The following is a 17,521-nucleotide window of genomic DNA, read 5'->3' on the forward strand; positions in this document are numbered from 1 at the left end:
CTGATCTTCGGTTTTATCCGAGGCCTGCGGGCCCGCCAGCAATCCTAACTGCCCCTTTTCCACTCCCTTCCGCCTTATCAATGCGTTTCTTCCCACGTTACGCCCAACCCGCTCAGTTTCCCAGCTACTGAGCTACTCTCTAGAACGATGAGCAACGTGCTACTTTACCTGTTTTGGGCGGCTTTCGCCGTGTCCTTTTACACTTATGTAGGCTATGGCCTGGTTGCCTGGGCCTTGGCCCGCCTCACCCGGCTAGTGCGCCCGGCCCGGCCGCTAGCTTTTTTCGAGCCCGACGTTACGCTGGTAGTACCGGCTTATAACGAGGCCGATATTCTCGACGATAAAGTAGCCAATTGCCTGGCCCTGGACTACCCCCGCGAAAAGCTGCGGCTCATGTTTATCACCGATGGCTCTACCGATAACTCGGCCGAAGTGCTGGCCCGCTACCCCCAGGTAGAGCACCTGCACTCCCCTTTCCGCGGTGGTAAGTCGTTGGCCGAAAACCGGGCCATGGAGTATGTGCGCACGCCCTACGTGGTGTTCACCGACTGTAACTCCTTCCTGAACCCCACCGCCGTGCGCGAAATGGTAAAACACTACCAAGATCCGCAGGTAGGCGCCGTGTCGGGCGAGAAGAAGGTTCTGGCCCACGACTCGGCCTCCGGGGCCGGCGAAGGGCTTTACTGGAAGTACGAATCCTTCCTCAAGCGTTGCGACTCCGAAATCTACTCTCTCATGGGGGCTGCCGGCGAGCTGGTTTCTTTCCGCTCCAACCTGTTCCAGCCCCTGGAAAAGGACACCATCCTCGACGACTTCATTCAGTCGCTGCGCATTGTGGAGAAGGGCTACCGCGTGGTGTATGAACCAGCCGCTTACGCCGCCGAAGCACCTTCGGCCTCTTTGGCCGAAGAAATGAAGCGCAAAATCCGCATCTGCGCGGGCGGGTGGCAGTCGATGGTACGGTTGCGCTCTTTGCTGAACCCACTTCGGCAGCCACTAGTGACGTTCCTGTACGTGTCGCACCGGGTGTTGCGCTGGAGCATCACGCCGGTGGCGCTGGCCTTGCTGCTGGTGCTGGGCGCCGTGCTGGCCGCCACGCAGGGCGGTTTCTACACCTTGTTCTTTGCCGGCCAAGTGCTGTTCTACGGGCTGGCCTACCTCGGCTGGCTGGCTGAAAGCCGGGGCCGCAGCATCAAGCCCCTACTGGTGCCACTCTATTTTACTATCATGAACGTGGCCGTGTTTGCCGGCTTCCGGCGCTACCTGCGCAATGCCCAGCCGGCCGCCTGGGAAAAAGCCGCCCGCAATCAACCCCTTGAAGGCAATCTGAGCATTCCGAAAGCCTAAATCCCGCTCTGCTTACTACCCCACCCACCCATTCGTAAGCCGTTCACCCAACTTTCCTCGGCGATGAGAATAGCCCACCTAATTATGGCGCACAAAGGCCCGGAGCAAATTGTCCGCCTGGTGACGTCCATGGCCCACGAAGGCGCCGACTTTTACATTCACCTGGATGCAAAGGCCGACCGCCGGGAGTTTGAGTTTCTGGAAACCTTGCCCGGCGTGCGCCTCACCACCACCCGCATGTACGTGCGCTGGGCTTCCTACCGCTTCACCAAAGCCATTCTGGAGTGCACCCGCGAAATTCTGGCTACCGGCATTGACTACGACTTCGTCAACCTGATGAGCGCGCAGGACTACCCCATCAAGCCAGCCGAAGCCATCCACGACTTCTTCGCCCGTAACATCGGGCGGTCTTTCCTCTCGTTTGAGTCGAATGAAGAAGACTCGGCGTGGTGGGCGCACGCCATGAGCCGGGTAGAGCTGTACCACTCCACTTATTTCAAGTTTAAGGGCCAGTACGTGCTGCAGGCCATCATCAACAGGGTGCTGCCCAAGCGCAAGTTCCCGCTGCCTTACACCCTCTACGGCGGTATGGATGGCTCGTGGTGGACTATCAGCCGCACCTGCGCGCAGTATCTAATTGATTTTGTGGATAGTAATCCTACCTTGGAGCGGTTCTCGATGTTTACCTGGGGCTCCGATGAGTTCCTGATTTCGACTATCCTGATGAACTCGCCCTACCGGTCTACCATCGTGAATGACAACTACCGGTACATCGACTGGAGCCAGGGGGGCGCTAACCCCAAGGTGCTGACCGCCGATGACTTTGAGAGCTTGCGCGACAGCCACAAGCTGTTCGCTCGCAAGTTCGATACCGAGGTGGACACCACGGTTCTGGATCTGGTAGATGAGTACCTGCTGGCGGCTCCCCTACAACCCGTTTCCTGATTATTGGCGGCCGCTTCGGTGGCCGCTTCACCAGCCTTATTCCTATGGAAAGCATTCTACACGGCCGTGATATTGTGGTAGTGGGGCAGCAGCCCTGGGACACCGAAATTGGCAGCAACTGCAAGAATATTGCCCTGGAGTTTGCCCGCCACAACCGGGTTCTTTACGTCAACTCGCCCCTGGACCGCAACACGGTGCTCAAGCACCGCCGAGAGGCCCGCATTCAGCAGCGCCTGCGGGTAATTCGGGGCGAGGAGCGTGCCTTGGAGGTAGTGGATGAAAACCTGTGGGTGCTCACCCCCGACAGCATGGTGGAATCCATCAACTGGCTCCCCCCCTCGCCGGTGTACACCGTGTTCAACAAGCTGAACAACCGCCGCTTTGCGGCTTCCATCCAGAGCGGCATTCAGGCACTGGGCTTTCAGGATTTCGTGTTATTCAACGACAACGACATCTTCCGCAGCTTCTACCTGAAGGAGCTGCTGAAACCCGCCGTGAGCGTGTACTACTCCCGCGACTATATGCTGGCGGTGGACTACTGGCGCAAACACGGCCGCCACTTGGAACCCCAGCTCATTGCCAAAAGCGACGTGTGCGTGGCTAACTCCAGCTACTTGGCCTCCTACTGCCAGCGCTACAATCCTAACTCCTACTACGTAGGCCAGGGTTGCGACGTAGCCCCTACCCCCCTTGCCTCTCCCGAAGCCGCCCCTGCCGACCTAGCCGGCATCCGCGGGCCTATTATTGGCTACGTAGGTGCGCTGGTGAGCTTGCGACTGGATATAAAACTGCTTCAGGCCATTGCCGAACAGCGCCCCAACTGGAGCTTGGTATTGGTGGGCCCCGAGGACGAGGAGTTCCGGGCTAGTGCCCTGCATAAGCTGCCCAACGTGCACTTCCTGGGGCCGAAAAAGCCGGAAGAATTGCCTGCCTATATCCGGCAGTTCGCCGTGTGCCTCAACCCCCAGCTCGTCAATGACATGACCATTGGCAATTACCCGCGCAAGATTGATGAGTACCTGGCCTTGGGTAAGCCCGTAGTTGCTACCCGCACCCAGGCCATGGATATTTTCGCGGAGCACACGTACTTGGCTGAATCGGCCGCTGACTACGTGCGCCTGATTGAGCAGGCCCTGTGGGAAGACTCGGCGGAGCTGCAGCACAGCCGCGCCGCGTTTGCCGCTACCCATACCTGGGAAAACAGCGTCCGCCAAATTTATGAGGCCATCCGGACGGTGGCCCCTACCCCTACGCCGGGGCCAGATGTTGCCTTGGCTCATGCCTGATAAGCGCACTTCCCCTCTGCCTACCTGCCCCACACCGTTATTCCCTGCTACCTGATGCTTGCACTTTTTAAGAACCGACACGTTTTGTCCCTGACGGGAAACGGTGTAATGGCTGTGTTCAGCATCCTGACCTATAGTATCCTATATCGGTTTCTGCCCGAGACGGATATGGGGAACTGGGTGTTTTTCCAGTTTGCCTTTCTGCTGCTCGACACCTTCCGGACCGGACTGCTGCAAACGCCTCTTATTAAGTTTTACGCCGGCGCCGATGCCGCCCGCCAAACCACCGTGGCGGGCTCTTCGTGGTTTATTGGCCTGCTGGTTACTGGGTTCTTTGTGGTCTTGAACGTGGTAGCCCTACCCCTCGCTCCCTACACCAATGATACCGGCGTGCTGCTGCTGCTGGCTTATTTTGGCATCAGCCTAGTGGTAACCTTGCCCTTCAACGTGGCGGTGTGGCTGCTGCAGGCCGAGCAGCGCTTCGATGCTATTCTGGCAATCCGGCTTCTCAACCAGGGCTCCTTTATTCTTCTGACGGTGCTGCTGTACCTGCTGGACAAAATCAGCCTGCAGGGCATTGTGTATTCTTTTCTGGCCAGTTCTCTACTGACAAGTGTGATGGCGCTGGTGATGGGTTGGGCGCGCCTGGGTGCGCTGCGCCACAAAACCTCTGAGTGCGTGGCCGAGGTATTTCATTTCGGGAAGTACAGTTTCGGCACTTTTTTGTGCGCTACTCTACTGCGCAGCTCCGATACCTTCATCATCAAATTTATGCTGGGCCCAGCCGCGCTGGCCGTGTACAACCTGCCCCAGCGCTTGCTCGAAATCATTGAAATTCCGCTACGTAGTGGCCTAGCTACGGCTATGCCCGATATGTCGGCGGCCATGAACCGCAAGCGCAACGACGAGGTAGCCTACACGCTCAAGAAATACGCCGGCTCGCTTACCCTGCTCTTCATCCCAATTACCATTGGGGTGCTGATTTTTGCTGACGTAATTGTGTACATCATTGGCGGGCAGAAGTACGTACACACTGAGGCGGCCAACATCTACCGCATCATGATTGTGTGCGCCCTGCTGTTCCCCATTGAGCGGTTTTTGGGTGTTACCCTGGACATCATCAACAAACCCCAGCTAAACCTGATTAAGGTGCTGATTGCCCTGGCCATCAACACCACCGCCGATATTATCTGCATCAAGTTTACGGGTAGCATTTACGGAGCCGCAGTGGCCTCCGCCTTCACACTGGTAGCCAGCCTGGGCTATGGCTACTGGATCCTCAATAAGTACCTACCGCTGGATTATCAGGACATCTTCCCCCTGGCCCTGGCCGAGTTTAAAAGCCGGCTAGATGTGCTTTTCCGGAAGGTCAAGCTTATTACGAATAGGAACCCAAGCGTATGAAGAATTTAGTCGTCCTCTCCTATGGTCGGAGAAACGAGTATCAGCGAGCAATATTTGCAGTGTTGAGCTTCTGGGCGTGGTATAGTGGAGATAAGGCGGGGATTCAGACCATCATCTACACTGATAATCCAGAGTACTTCCGGCCTTATCTGGCTGGCATTTCGGTGCACTACGAACTCCTGACCCCAGCACGGCTAACCCAGATGCGGGGCCCGGCCCAGTATGTCCATCGCGTAAAGGCCCTGATTCTGGAGCACAGCTTCGAGCTGTTTCCGAGCCACGACGTATTCTATATCGATACCGACACTTTCTTCACCGCCGATCCGGTAGGGTTGCTCAGCCGCCTGGAGCCAGGCACCAGCCTGATGCACCAGCCGGAATATCTGATGGTGGATGCGGTACGCGAGTTTGCCCGCTTCGGGCAGCAGCACTACCCCGAGCAGTTTTTGAAACTGTTGGAAAACGAAGTATTTGAGGTAGCTGGCCAACCCACTCGCTTCTACTCCCGCCAAGTAGCCTGGAACTCTGGCTTGTTGGGTATTAGCCATGAGCAGTTACCGTTACTGCCAGACATCCGACGGGTATTGGACACGTTTTTTGAGCGCACCGGGTGGTTCGTTAGTGAGCAGCTAGCTTTTTCGCTGGTTTTGCAGAACCGCACCCAACTGCAGAGCGGGCAGGCTTACCTGTTCCACTATTGGGGCCGGCGGCAGAAGCACATCATGGACCGGCAGCTTTCTATTCTGATCCAGAAGAACTTCGCGCAAGCCTCGCTGGCTGAGCGACTATACTGCGTGCATCAGCTCACGGTGCAGTGGCAGCGCGAGGTGGAGTGCGACCGGCTCCGCGAGGGGTCTCTCTACGCCTTTGCTCACCGCCAGCCTACCGCCGGCATTAAGTACGCTCTGAAGTCCCTGACGAAAGGCCCACTGAGCCGCTACTTTGTGCGTAGGCTGCTGGCCTTGGGCCGTCGTCATCTTTCTAAAGCTGCCTAAAATAACAGCGGCCACTCCCGTTTTTAACTGCCGGGAGTGGCCGCTGTTATTTGACAGGCGAGACCGAGGCGTAGGTCGTTCGCTGAGGGGTTACCGAGCCAGCACTATCCGCTGGTTTTGCACACCGGCGGGGGTAGTAAGCCGCACCAGGTACACACCGGTTGGCAGGCCCTGAGCGTGTAGGGTAACCCGTTGGGTAACTCCGGCCTCCACAGTTCCTACGAGGAGCTGGCGTACCATCTGGCCCTGTAAGTCATAAACCGCCAAGGTAGCCGGCCCCGTAGTCGTCGGACGAAATGTAACTTCGCTGCTGGTAACCACGGGGTTGGGCGCTACAGCCAGGGTAGCACCCTCTGCTGTGCGTGCTACCTCTGATGCCGGACCGGCGGCGCGCATCTCACTGGTAGCAGTGGCCGATAGGCTAGCGGTTGAGCTAGTGTAAGGTGCCAGCTGGCTACCCGGAATCGGGCCTTCCATGGTGCCATTGGGTAGCTGCCACGCTACCGATACCAAGTCGCCGCCACCTTGCTCTTTGTGCAGCGCTTCCACATAGTAACGCCGACCGGCCGTAAGGGTAATCGGAGCCGATTTTTGGCTGGCATACTTGTTCCACTCGCGTGCGTTGGTATGACCGGTTACCGAGGCTATCCGCACTTTACGGGTAGGGTCCTCATCGGTGCTCAGCCACAGTTCGCAGTTGTCGTCGCCGGCAATCCAGAAGGTGTAGGCACCCGTCTGGGGCGGGATGACGTAGCCCCGGATTCGGGCACCGTAGTTGTCCCCTACGTTGCTGGGGCTTTCAAACTGGATCAGCTGGCTGGTAGAGGTAGGCGCGGTTTGCACCGGAATGTTGCTCACGGCCGAGCCATTCACGTTATTCCACTGCTCGCGCAGCAGGCTGCCCGTAGCCGGCGTGGGGGTAGGCACACTGCCGCTACTGCCCGGAGAGGGCACCACGAAGAGTGGCGTTTCGGTTACCAGTACGCTTAGCTGCCCGTTCTGCAGATTTACGCGCTGCACTGCCAATGCGCTACCGCTAGTGGGTCGGTACACGTCGGCGTAGGTGGCAGACCCCAGGTTAAGGGTATACTGCACCGTGCGCCCCCGCTCATCGGGTACTACCAGTGCGTAGGCCGACTGCCCATTCAGCTCGTAGCGGTCCACTACAGGGTTAGCGTTCAGGCTTTCCTTGAAGGTGTATTCACCAAGCAACTGGTTGGCTTGAGTAAGATACTTAGTAGCCAAGCGCGGGGTGCGGTCGGCGTTCAGCAGGCCCATCGTGGCAAATTGCGTGGAGCTGCCAGGGTTATCATCGTAGAGCTGGTAGAAGAATACCCGTTCCACACCGTAGCGCGGGTAGAGCAAAGCCGTACGCAGAATCCAGTCGGCCTGAGTTTCCTGTACCGAGCGGTTGCCGATGGCAATGGCCTTGAATGGGCTGCCCTGGTTGGTATCGAAGCCGGTTTCGGTAATCCAGACCGGCATGCTGCCGCAGTACTGGCGCGACATCTGCACGAAGTTGCGGGCTACCGAGGCGGCATCCGACAGCTCAGGAGCGGCCCCGCGGGTAGAGTTGCCGCCCTGCGAGGTGCCGGCGTCGTTGGAATAATTGTGGTAGTTGATGATGTCCCAGCACAGGTTCACGCTGCCATCGGGGCGGTAGCCGCGGTTCTGACGGCACCACTCCACCATGCTTTTCACGTACTCCGGGTCGGGCTTGGCCAAACCGGCCATTACCACCTGCATGTTGGGGTCAGCGTTTTTCACCCCAATGCCGGGGCCCATGGTGTTCTTGTGCCCATCGTAGAAAGCCGATAGGTTGGCGGCATACTGAGTCGGAGTCTGGTAGGCTTTGGCGCCCTTCCACCACTTGTCCCGCTCGTTGTCGCACTCCATGTACTTAATCAGGTTCAGACCAATCTTCACCTCATTAATACCATCACCGGGCCAGCGGGGGGTAGAGTTTACCGTTACCAAGCTACGATTTAAGGCCGTGTTGCTGCCGTACCGGGCCGCAAACTGGAAGCCCATCCGAGCCTGCTCGCGGTACGAAGTGGGCTTGCTGAAGTCAGCTCCGCCGCGCACCGGCACGTTTTCATGGTCGCGCTGATCGGCTGGCCAAGTGTTCAATAGCCACTTGGGCAGCGTTTTGATGCAGGCCAGTACTTCAATGCCTTCTGACTTGAGGCGCTGGTACATGGCATCATAGTTCCAACCTCCGCTGTGGGTAGGGTTGAACGTGTAGCTGCCTTCCGTCGATTCCAGCCGCTCCCAGTCGAGGTAGTGGCGCATGCCGGTAAAGTTCTTCATACCAGCCAGCCGCGAGGCTTCCACTTCCCAGGGGCGGTTAGGGTCTTCCAGGTCCCACTCAAAAGCGTTGACTCCTAACGACTGCTTGAACTTAAGTGCCCGCGCCGTAGTACCGGGGGTAGGCGGAGTAACAGGATTCGGAGTGATGGGGGTTGTCGAGAGGGAGGGCAACACCGTCAGGTTTTGGCTGGCGCTAGCAGCCAGATAGGCCGTGCTGCCGGCCTGGGAAGCCGTGATGGTGGTAGTACCCGCACCAACCACCGTAGCGGTCCATTGCCCACCGGCATTGGAAACCGAAACCACCGCTGGGTTAGAGGAAGCGAAGGTGATGGGCGTAGTTGGGTTGGTGCTGGTGGCGTTGAGGGCAAAAGGCGCCGCACCTACAGTTTTACCAGGCAGCGTACCGAAGCTAATAACAGCCTGGGCCTGGCCTGGCGCAGGTGTAGATGAGCCGCTGGCTGCCCCGAACACCTGAATCTTGTGCGGCATGTTGTTGCTGTACTTGCGCACTACAATGGCATCGGCTACTACGGGCGCAGCCGTTTTCAGCTCCACCCACTGCTGATAGAGTACCCCGGTAAAAGTACCCAGCAACGTGCGCTGGGAGCCATTCAAGGCGTAGATAGTAGCCGGATTATCAACAAAGGAACCCTCAAAGTCGTAGAGCCGCAGGCGGGTAATAGAAGTGCGCTCAGCCAACTTTAGCGTAACATCTACGTACTGGAAGTTAGTAGGAACCCAGTGGTTGCGGACTAGGTCATTCAGGTCATCGTTCAGCCAGGGCGAATAGTCCTGACCGGTGTTTACGCTGGGCATAATGGCGGTAATGCCGATGCGCTTTTCGGTTTGCGCCTGGCTGTTAAAAGCCAGAAAAAAGCACGCAATGAAGGCCAGCAGCGTCATCCATCCAGATAATTTCCCCATCTCGAAAGAAGTTTGGTGAAGCAGTAAGTAGCAGAACGCTACTCCTTTTTGGTTGCTAAACCGGCCGCCTTGCGGGGGGGCCGGGGGTGGTAGTGGTGGGGGGAACAGATCGGGTTTCTGCAGTTACCTTAGCAGCTGCAGCACAGTACTATTTCTTCTCACGTACCTCTTCGTTGGGCCTGAATAGCAACTGAGTCTATCCTGCTCAGCCTTTCTGAAGAACTACCTCTTCCCCGAGGGAAGCTCCGCGTTTACTGCCTTTAGGTGGCAGGCAAACTGTATCCGAATGCGTATCTCCTACCCTTCTACTTCGGACAAGCTGTCCGGAGCAGAAGCTATTTGTTGGTATTGGTGTTCAGATCTGGAGCTGCGGCGCCCAACTCCGTTTTCCTGTTGCTGATATTATACATTTCCCGTTAACCAGCACAGCATGTCAGTCGTTCAAATTTCGTAAAAAATACAATTAGTCAATACTACATACTCCCTAAATCGTTGGATAATCAGCATTTTAGCAATTTTTCAAAATTTGATATCGTAATTATACAATACAAAAAGCAATAAGCAGGAGCACAATCGTATTGGCCTTTTACAATATAGCTGAACAGCCGTTCAGCCAACCTGCCCTACTGTTCTGCTTTGGGATGAGGGTAGGCGCGAGCCGCGAGCTGTTTCTTAGCATCCTCAAGAGGAGTGAAAAAAGCCGGAGCTCCATCAAGCAATACGGTCGGCCCCGGCATGCGCGTGCTGACCCCGGAAACGCCAAAATCCCAGGCGCGCCGCTCCAGCCCAGCCACCGACCAAGCAGCCGGAAAGGTGTAGCGCACGGAGGCAGCCTCCTGCTGATCGAGCTGAGTTTTAGCCCAGAGCACATACACATATTGGCTACCCCGCCGGAAGGCTGCACCATCGGCCTCCTCCGGCAACTTGAGGGCGGCAGTGCGCGGAGCATCGTAGCGCCAACCGGCCAGTAGGTTGGCAGTGGTTTTGAAGCCCAGGCCCAGTGGGGTTAGCTTTTCGTGGCCGGGCCGGTCGCGGTTCATGTTCTCGTACATGCCCATGAGCTTGAACTCATCGGCCGAGGAAACACCGGCTGGCTCCTGGGGTGCATCGGTGGCCTCGGCCACACTATAGAAGTGTACCTGCCGGATACCGTTCTTCTGGGCTGCTACCAGAGCCTTGATGCCAAAGTTGCGCTGCATTTCATCGGAGCTGTAGCGCCATTCCGCCGGCCGCCGACTGATGTTGGTTTCCGTAACGATGAAGTGCTTTTCGGGGTAGGTATCGCCGTTGAAGCCATGTTTGTGCAGCACGGCCTCAAACTGGGCCTTGTGGCGCAGCAGCTGAGCGGCAGCATTATCGGAGTTGCGCAGGTAGTTGAAGCTGGTGTGCAGCAGGTTGCGCCGGCGCAGGTAGTAAGAAGGGTACACGTGGTAGTCCACCACATCAAAATACGCCCCGCCCCGGGCTGGGTACTGGGCCGTTACAGCTCCGTTGTTTGGGTTATCAGTGAAGCGCAACAGGGCATCGAGGTACTCGGCGTAGCCCAGCCCGCCGGGGGTTACATAATCCTCGGGGCAGTACTTTTTTACTACCTCCCAGGTGATACGCAAGGTCCGGATGTAGTGGTAAATGGGGGCTAGCGTGTTGGTAGTTTCGGCCGGGTTCGGGGCCCGGTCCAGCCACTCCTTATTGCTGACGTCGGTAATGAAATCGGGCTCGTTCACTACCTCCCAAAAGCGGATGTGCTTACCGTAGGTTTGAGTGAGCCGATAGATGTAGGCGGCGTAGTAATTGCGCGGGTTTATGGTGCTGTCGGCGTTCCAGATGGGCTCGTAGAGGTTGGCAAACAGCTTGGACGGCTCCCGGCAGCCGGGGTATACGGTTTTGTCGCGGTGCTCCGCCGAGGGCTCCCCCACGAAGCACACCAACTCGCGCAGGCCCAGGTTAATGGTGTGGTGGTCGAAGGCTGCTTGCCGAGCCTGCCAGCCCCACTTATCGAGGAACTGATCGGGCAGGGTTACTCGAATGGTTTGCCCTCCGGCCTTACTGATAGCTGAAGCCAGGTGCTCGTCGTCCCAGCCGCTGCCGTAGTAGCCCATGTTGCAGCCGTAGCCGAAATCGGCGGTGTAGGGTCGCACGTAGCTTTCGGCAGTATTGGGCGTGCGCACCACGGCCGCCGGATGTTGGGGGCCGGAGCAGGAAGCAAAGCCGGCCGCCAGACTAAGCACAGCCGCAATTATCCTCATCGGCTTCCCCCCCTGGAGGTAGCGTATCATGCATTTCATAGAACAGCTTTCAAGGATGACCGGTACTTGAAAGGCGGAGGCGCAGCAGAGCGTTGCTTCCGGAGCAGCCAGCGGACTGGTCACTTGGGTATCGGCACCACGCCGAAAACCTGATTCAGACAAGACAGTGAGCTTTTGGGGCCAGACGGGTGGGGGTCAGTCCAGTAAGGGGGCAGCAACGAGAATAGTAATCCCAAAGGCAGCAGGTAGCGCCTGCTGGGGCCAAGATAGGGAAGAAAATTTATAACCCCGATTGAATTAATACAAATGACCTACTTCTGTACATTAAGGATTTGCTACCCCTGCTGGGTCTGCTGATGCACACGATACTCTGAACAGCTGTTATTCAGCCGTTATTCTTACTTTGAGGATAATCTACTGTTATGCTGCTATCACCTACCCCTCGCCCTTATTATCGTCCTCTACTATTCCCGCCGGGCCTGTTGGCATTGGCTTGGCTACTGCTACTAGGGTGCGTGGCGCTGCCGCAGATACAGTCACGACATCGACTCCGAGTGTTGGAAATTGCAATATGGTCCAAGAAGATATGCTCTCAAGAAGACAACAAGTTCATCTTTGTCGAACAAATGCGCAGTGCTCCGCCATGTTTGCCACTTACAGTACTAGAAAAATTTAGACCCTGGTATACTTTCTCCTTCGTTGGTCAGACATTACCCGACTATTTCGCACTCCAAAACATCCGTATTGTCACGCGACAATTTCAGTATGAACCTAACCTTGACAGGGGGATGCGGGTGCAGTTTGCACCCGGCTCTAACTATACTAACTTGATTCAGCTGTATGACTGGCTTAGAGAAGTAGAAGCTGGCAAATATTGGCTCGATATGGCTCATGAGCCTACTACGCTTTATACATATACCGAGAAACCATTAATTGCAACAGACAATCAAAACATTAACGTCGAAACGCTTACATGTGGCTGTTGTGATTCATACACGTTGCCAACAACATTTACGAATAAACTAGAGGCACTTTTTCGCTCCTTTACAAAAGCTCTGCTCTCCCCTGACTGGCGCAACACTTGGCTGCTCCTGCTACTTCTTAGCTTGCTTTCGGGATGGCGGGTAGTGCGGCAATGGTGGCAGTGGCGGTTGCATAGAGTGTAAGCGCTTAGGGAATCCGGAGCGGCGGAACTACGTTTATAGTTCCTATGCCTGCCCTACCCCCCGATCTGCGCAAAGCCCTCCTGAGCCTGCCGCAAAAAGAAAAAGACCAACTTCTAACCCGCCTGGTTTCTCAGGACGCCGTCCTGACGGAGCAACTGGCCTTCCGCCTGCTGGAAGGCGATGACGCCCTGCAGGTGCGCCGCCAGCGCCTGCAACAGCAGGTAGATGACCCCGTGCGCGGCTTCCACCAAACCCCCAACGATTTGTTGCACATTGTGCGGCAGTTGCAGCAGCGCCTCACCTACCACTGCAAAATCACAGGCGATACGCGGGGGGAAATCGAGTTGACCCTACGCCTGCTAACAAACGTGCTGCGCCACCAGCCTGAAGCCACCGGTCGGCTGCACGGCCCTACCCAGCCCCTACTCCAACACTTGGCCCGCCGCACAGCCGAGGTAGTCAAAGCCATCCAAAAGCTCCACGAGGACTACCACGTAGAGCTAGCCCCCGCCCTCAATGAGTTACTGACGCTGCTTTACGCCTCGGCTGCCGCGCCTCTGGCCCGCGAGCTGGGCATTCCGCGGGAGTTCTAGTCCGGAATAAAGTAATGCACCTTGCTACTCCAGCGCCCGAAACACAATGGGCATGGTATAAAGGACCCGCACGGGCTGACCAGCATTCTGGCCGGGGCTCCACCAAGGCATAATGCGGACCAGGCGTAGCGCTTCTTCATCGAGGCCGGCCCCGAGGCCTTTCACTATTTCAGCATCGCGGATGCGGCCCTCCTCCGTTACTAGAAAGCGCACGTACACCTTACCAGAAACGTGGCGTTGCAGGGCCTCATCGGGGTAGCGAAGCTCTTTGCGCATAAACTTCTGGAAAGCCTCTGCGCCACCAGGGAAAGCCGGCATCACCTCGGCAATATGGTACACGGCCGGGGTGGGGGTAGCCGATGCTTGAGCAGCTGGCTCATCGGTTTGCACGTCGGGGCCAGAGTGTTGAGCAAAGGTGGGGGTAGCTATCGGTAGCAGCCAAAGCAGCAGAAACAAGCGTAGTAGTTGCGGCATAGGTGGCGGAAAACGGAATACCGGGCAAAACTACCGGTGCCAGCTGAACTGTAGGTAACCATTAGGTTATCATTCAGTTGTCTATTTGTTGGCACGGGGCGCTGTATCCTTTTTGGGCGGGGGCAAGTACATAGCAAACGGGCCCACCCGGCGCCACTCCACTCCTTACTGCTCTGCTACTATGGCTACTACTCCTTCTCCCGAACACATGCGCGCCCCGGCCCACCTCACCGCTGAGGATTTGCGCCAAGCTCTCACAGAACTCGACGCCAAAATCCAGACCCTGCGTAACCGGGCCCACGCTACCACCGCTAACTCGCAGAACACCTATAACCAACACGCCGACGCTCTGGAAGCTAAGCGCGCCCGCCTGGTTGAGCGCCTCGGCCCCGATGCCCCTACCCCCACTGCCTCCGACAAGTCGGCTACTGGCCCCGACCAAGACCGGAGCGCCTGGGACGAAATCTGGCACGGCATCGAAAACCTGCGTCAAGATCTGCGCAACATCATCTGAGGCCCGACTTTCCGGCTAGTTTCTTAAGGGCGCCCTGTTGAAGGGCGTCCTTTTTTTGTGCGTAAATTCCATGTGGGGCCTAAGGCTTGTGCCAGCGAAACAGCCGCTGAACCAGAAGACGTCGAGGCTAAACCGACAGTTGAGCTTATCAGGCTTTCCACTTCGAGTATAGCCTTGAGAACCATTACTAGGCTGTGTCTTTGCGCATACCAACTACTTAACCTGACTACCCCTCCTACCCCTTATTCAGCTAAAAGATTGGTTGACTCGACACTGCACTACTTTTCGCATGTCTGCAGCAGCAAGATTATGTATCTTTGAAAGAAGCGTGGCACCCTATTTCTTCAACCCGCTGGCCACTATTTGACTAGAATGCCTTTTCTTTCAGTCCGATGGGCGCTACTCCTACTCTTCTTAGCCCTGTTCACAGGTTGTGAGAAGAGCGAAAAGAAAACAGCGTATCGCATTGGCTTTTCTCAGTGCAGCACGTCCGGCCCCTGGCGCGAAGCCATGCTGGCCGGTATGGAACGCGAGCTAAGCTTTCATCCGGAAGCAGAACTGCACCTGCTAGATGCCCACGATGACAGCCGCCGCCAGCAACAACAGATTCGTCAGCTGGTAAAGGAGGGCGTTGACTTGCTGATTGTTTCTCCCTACGAAGCTGGCCCCGTAACGCCGGCCGTGGAAGAAGCCGTTCGGGCCGGTGTGCCCGTTGTGTTGCTCGACCGGCGCACGGCTTCGCGCAAGTACACGGCCTACGTCGGGGGCGATAATCTGGCCGTAGGACAAACGGCGGCCAACTATGCGGCCCGCCTTCTCAAGTATCACGGCAACATCATTGAAGTGCTGGGCTCTCCGGGCTCCTCGGCTACCACCGACCGGCACCAGGGCTTTGTTCAGGCATTGGCCTCCTACCCCGGCTTGCACCTAGTAGGCCAGGTAACCGGCGACTGGACGGTGAAGTCGCTGAAGCCAGCCCTGCGTACCGCGCTCAAGGCTCATCCCAACGTGTCGCTGATTTTTTCGCATAACGACGGCATGGGCCGGGGCGCTTATGAAGTGTGCCAGGAACTGGGACTAGCCAACAAGGTACGCATCATCGGGGTTGACGGCTTGGCTGGGCCGAATGAAGGCCTTGACCTGCTCCAGCGCGGCATGCTGACGGCTTCCGTGGTGTATTCGCCGGGCGGCGAGGATGCCATCCGGACGGCGCTGAAAATCCTGCGCAAACAGCCTTTCGAGAAAGAGAATACGCTGGGCTCCATGGTCATCGACTCGACCAATGTGCTGACCATGCACCAGCAAACCGATAAGATGGTGAGCCAACAGCAGGACATTGAGCGTCAGCAGGGCCTGTTGCAGAGCTTGCGGGCTACCTATGCCAGCCAGCAAACCATTCTGTATGGGCTGTTGGCTACCCTGCTGGGGGCCGTTGTGCTGGGTGCTCTGGCTTGGCAGTCGGCACGTAAAAACCGTCAGATCAACCATCAGCTTGCCCTCCAGAATGAGGCTAATGACAAGATCAACCGGCAGCTAATCAGTCAGAACGAAGAAATCAGGCAGCAGCGTAATCAGCTGGAGGCCCTGGCCGAACAGTCGAGGGCCGATACGGAGGCTAAGCTTCGCTTCTTCACCAACTTCTCCCACGAGCTGCGCACTCCCCTGACCCTGATCCTGGGCCCGGTAGAAGAACTGCTTACCAGCAGCCCCGACCTAACCGCTCCCCAGCGTCAGGACCTAGCGCTGGTTCGGCGTAACACGCAGCAGCTGTTGCAGTTAGTAAACCAACTTCTGGATTTCCGCAAGATTGAAGTTGGCAAAATGCCGGTGCGTGCCACCGAAGGCAACCTGGTGGCTTTTGTGCGTGAAATCGTAGATGCCTTTGAGAAGCCCGCCCGACTACGCGGCGTGCAGTTGCGCTTTCAGGTGGCCGAGCCAGTATTACTGGCTTGGTTTGATGGCAATATTCTGGATAAAGTCTTCTTCAATCTGCTGAGTAACGCACTGAAATTCACGCCCGATCAGGGCCAAATAACCATTAGCCTGCAGCCTGCTGATGCCGGACGCTCGTTGCGGGTTAGTGTGGCTGATACGGGCCAGGGCATCAGTGACCATGACCGGGCACACATCTTCGAGTGGTTTTACCAGGGCGAGCAAGGAGCCGTAGCCAAGGGCTCTGGTATGGGCTTAGCCCTGGCCCAGGGGTTGGTGCACCTGCACCAGGGGCAGCTAAACTTCAGCAGTCAGCCCGGACAAGGCAGCACTTTTACCGTGACCCTACCCCGCGAGCTACCCGAAACCCTGCGCTCCGATGCGCCCACTGCTCCGCTGCTGCTCACGCTGGACGAGCCCGAGCCAATTGCTTCTGATTTGGGAAGTGAAATGGAAGAACCTACCGCTGATGGTGCCCGGGAAACGCTGGTGCTCGTGATTGAGGACAACGCAGAGGTCAACGATTTTCTGGCGCGTAAGCTGAGAGCAGACTTCCGGGTGCAAAGTGCCCATGATGGGCATACTGGTTTCCGGATGGCCACTGACCTGATTCCGGACCTGATTGTATGCGACGTGATGATGCCCGGGCTCAGTGGGCTGGAAGTAGTAACCCAGCTCCGATCCGACTGGCGCACTTCTCATATTCCGGTGGTAATGCTTACGGCCCGCAACGCCCCCGAGCAGCAGGTAGAGGGTGTGCAAGCAGGCGCCGACCTCTACCTCACCAAACCCTTCAACCCTACCTTCCTGCTCGAAAGCATCCGTACGCTGCTGGCCAACCGGGCCCGACAGCGGGAGCACTACCGGCGCGAGCTATCCATTGACACGGCCACGGTAGCCGCCTCTAATCCTGATCAAAAGTTTCTGGCAGACCTGACCGCCATTGTAGAAGCAAACCTGACCCGTTCCGACCTGAGTGTGGAAGATATTGCGCGCAGTCTGGGCATCTCGCGCATGCAGCTCTACCGGAAAGTTAAAGCGGTATTGGGTACCGGCGTAACCGACTTCATCCAGAGCCTACGCCTCACGAAAGCCCGTGAGCTATTGCTGGACGAAAGCCTGACTATAGCAGAGGTGGCGTACGAGCTAGGCTTCTCTTCTCCATCGTACTTCTCGGCCAGCTTTAAAGCCCGCTACCAGCAGGCACCTTCTGAGTTTCGGAGCCTCCATATAACTCCGCATTACTGAAATATTCTCTAAACTCCTGTTACAAAATTGTTACCGGGCCTCATAAGGGCCCGGCTTTTTATTTACACAAATACCTATTTAACAGACACATACCAATATTTTACCTAGTGAACACACTTTGAAAGATTTGTGAAAGC

12 protein-coding genes are annotated in these 17,521 nt (G+C 56.9%); 9 read left to right on the top strand and 3 right to left on the bottom strand.

Annotated elements, in window-relative coordinates; all coding sequences use genetic code 11:
- Positions 1-147: 147 nt before the first annotated feature.
- From DNI29_RS20375 to DNI29_RS20395, 5 genes are all read left to right on the top strand, one after another.
- Positions 148-1,347: a glycosyltransferase family 2 protein gene (locus DNI29_RS20375; RefSeq protein WP_110979975.1), complete on the top strand. Its 1,200-nt coding sequence runs from the start codon at positions 148-150 to the stop codon at positions 1,345-1,347.
- Positions 1,348-1,410: 63 nt separating this feature from the next.
- Complete coding sequence (locus tag DNI29_RS20380) at positions 1,411-2,292, top strand: beta-1,6-N-acetylglucosaminyltransferase (protein WP_110979976.1); 882 nt, start codon at positions 1,411-1,413, stop codon at positions 2,290-2,292.
- A gap of 44 nt (positions 2,293-2,336) precedes the next feature.
- Complete coding sequence (locus DNI29_RS20385; protein ID WP_110979977.1) at positions 2,337-3,578, top strand: glycosyltransferase; 1,242 nt, start codon at positions 2,337-2,339, stop codon at positions 3,576-3,578.
- Between the two features lie 54 nt (positions 3,579-3,632).
- Positions 3,633-4,982: a lipopolysaccharide biosynthesis protein gene (locus tag DNI29_RS20390; RefSeq protein WP_110979978.1), complete on the top strand. Its 1,350-nt coding sequence runs from the start codon at positions 3,633-3,635 to the stop codon at positions 4,980-4,982.
- 59 nt (positions 4,983-5,041) lie between these two features.
- On the top strand, positions 5,042-5,977 hold the full coding sequence (locus tag DNI29_RS20395; protein ID WP_162303682.1) for a hypothetical protein: 936 nt from the start codon (positions 5,042-5,044) through the stop codon (positions 5,975-5,977).
- A gap of 90 nt (positions 5,978-6,067) precedes the next feature.
- On the opposite strand, the gene DNI29_RS20400 is transcribed toward DNI29_RS20395, so the two are convergent.
- The gene (locus DNI29_RS20400; RefSeq protein ID WP_123823345.1) at positions 6,068-9,211 is read right to left on the bottom strand and encodes a PA14 domain-containing protein; all 3,144 of its coding nucleotides are present in this window, start codon (positions 9,209-9,211) and stop codon (positions 6,068-6,070) included.
- 623 nt (positions 9,212-9,834) lie between these two features.
- Positions 9,835-11,457: a hypothetical protein gene (locus tag DNI29_RS20405; protein ID WP_123823346.1), complete on the bottom strand. Its 1,623-nt coding sequence runs from the start codon at positions 11,455-11,457 to the stop codon at positions 9,835-9,837.
- 557 nt (positions 11,458-12,014) lie between these two features.
- Between DNI29_RS20405 and DNI29_RS24270 the strand changes: the two genes are divergently transcribed.
- Both DNI29_RS24270 and DNI29_RS20415 read left to right on the top strand, forming a co-directional pair.
- Positions 12,015-12,623: a hypothetical protein gene (locus DNI29_RS24270; RefSeq protein WP_123823347.1), complete on the top strand. Its 609-nt coding sequence runs from the start codon at positions 12,015-12,017 to the stop codon at positions 12,621-12,623.
- Between the two features lie 44 nt (positions 12,624-12,667).
- Positions 12,668-13,216, top strand: a complete 549-nt coding sequence (locus tag DNI29_RS20415; RefSeq protein WP_110979983.1) for a hypothetical protein — start codon at positions 12,668-12,670, stop codon at positions 13,214-13,216.
- Positions 13,217-13,240: 24 nt separating this feature from the next.
- Here DNI29_RS20415 and DNI29_RS20420 read toward each other — a convergent pair whose 3' ends face one another.
- A complete protein-coding gene (locus DNI29_RS20420; protein WP_110979984.1) occupies positions 13,241-13,690 on the bottom strand; it encodes an energy transducer TonB in 450 nt (149 codons plus the stop codon).
- 181 nt (positions 13,691-13,871) lie between these two features.
- Here DNI29_RS20420 and DNI29_RS20425 point away from each other — a divergent pair, with 181 nt between their 5' ends.
- Positions 13,872-14,204, top strand: coding sequence for a hypothetical protein (locus DNI29_RS20425; RefSeq protein WP_123823348.1), 333 nt, complete (start codon positions 13,872-13,874; stop codon positions 14,202-14,204).
- A gap of 372 nt (positions 14,205-14,576) precedes the next feature.
- On the top strand, positions 14,577-17,384 hold the full coding sequence (locus tag DNI29_RS20430; protein ID WP_110979986.1) for a substrate-binding domain-containing protein: 2,808 nt from the start codon (positions 14,577-14,579) through the stop codon (positions 17,382-17,384).
- The last annotated feature ends 137 nt before the right edge of the window (positions 17,385-17,521 follow it).

Source organism: Hymenobacter sediminis (genome assembly GCF_003231285.1).
Classification (GTDB): domain Bacteria; phylum Bacteroidota; class Bacteroidia; order Cytophagales; family Hymenobacteraceae; genus Hymenobacter; species Hymenobacter sediminis.

What these genes read in the sequence shown, in the direction of transcription:
- DNI29_RS20430 (WP_110979986.1), top strand. Translation starts at nt 14,577, where the DNA reads ATGCCTTTTCTTTCAGTCCGATGGGCGCTACTCCTACTCTTCTTAGCC.
- DNI29_RS20390 (WP_110979978.1), top strand. Translation starts at nt 3,633, where the DNA reads ATGCTTGCACTTTTTAAGAACCGACACGTTTTGTCCCTGACGGGAAAC.
- DNI29_RS20400 (WP_123823345.1), bottom strand. Translation starts at nt 9,211, where the DNA reads ATGGGGAAATTATCTGGATGGATGACGCTGCTGGCCTTCATTGCGTGC.
- DNI29_RS20385 (WP_110979977.1), top strand. Translation starts at nt 2,337, where the DNA reads ATGGAAAGCATTCTACACGGCCGTGATATTGTGGTAGTGGGGCAGCAG.
- DNI29_RS20380 (WP_110979976.1), top strand. Translation starts at nt 1,411, where the DNA reads ATGAGAATAGCCCACCTAATTATGGCGCACAAAGGCCCGGAGCAAATT.
- DNI29_RS20425 (WP_123823348.1), top strand. Translation starts at nt 13,872, where the DNA reads ATGGCTACTACTCCTTCTCCCGAACACATGCGCGCCCCGGCCCACCTC.
- DNI29_RS20420 (WP_110979984.1), bottom strand. Translation starts at nt 13,690, where the DNA reads ATGCCGCAACTACTACGCTTGTTTCTGCTGCTTTGGCTGCTACCGATA.
- DNI29_RS20375 (WP_110979975.1), top strand. Translation starts at nt 148, where the DNA reads ATGAGCAACGTGCTACTTTACCTGTTTTGGGCGGCTTTCGCCGTGTCC.
- DNI29_RS20415 (WP_110979983.1), top strand. Translation starts at nt 12,668, where the DNA reads ATGCCTGCCCTACCCCCCGATCTGCGCAAAGCCCTCCTGAGCCTGCCG.
- DNI29_RS20405 (WP_123823346.1), bottom strand. Translation starts at nt 11,457, where the DNA reads ATGAGGATAATTGCGGCTGTGCTTAGTCTGGCGGCCGGCTTTGCTTCC.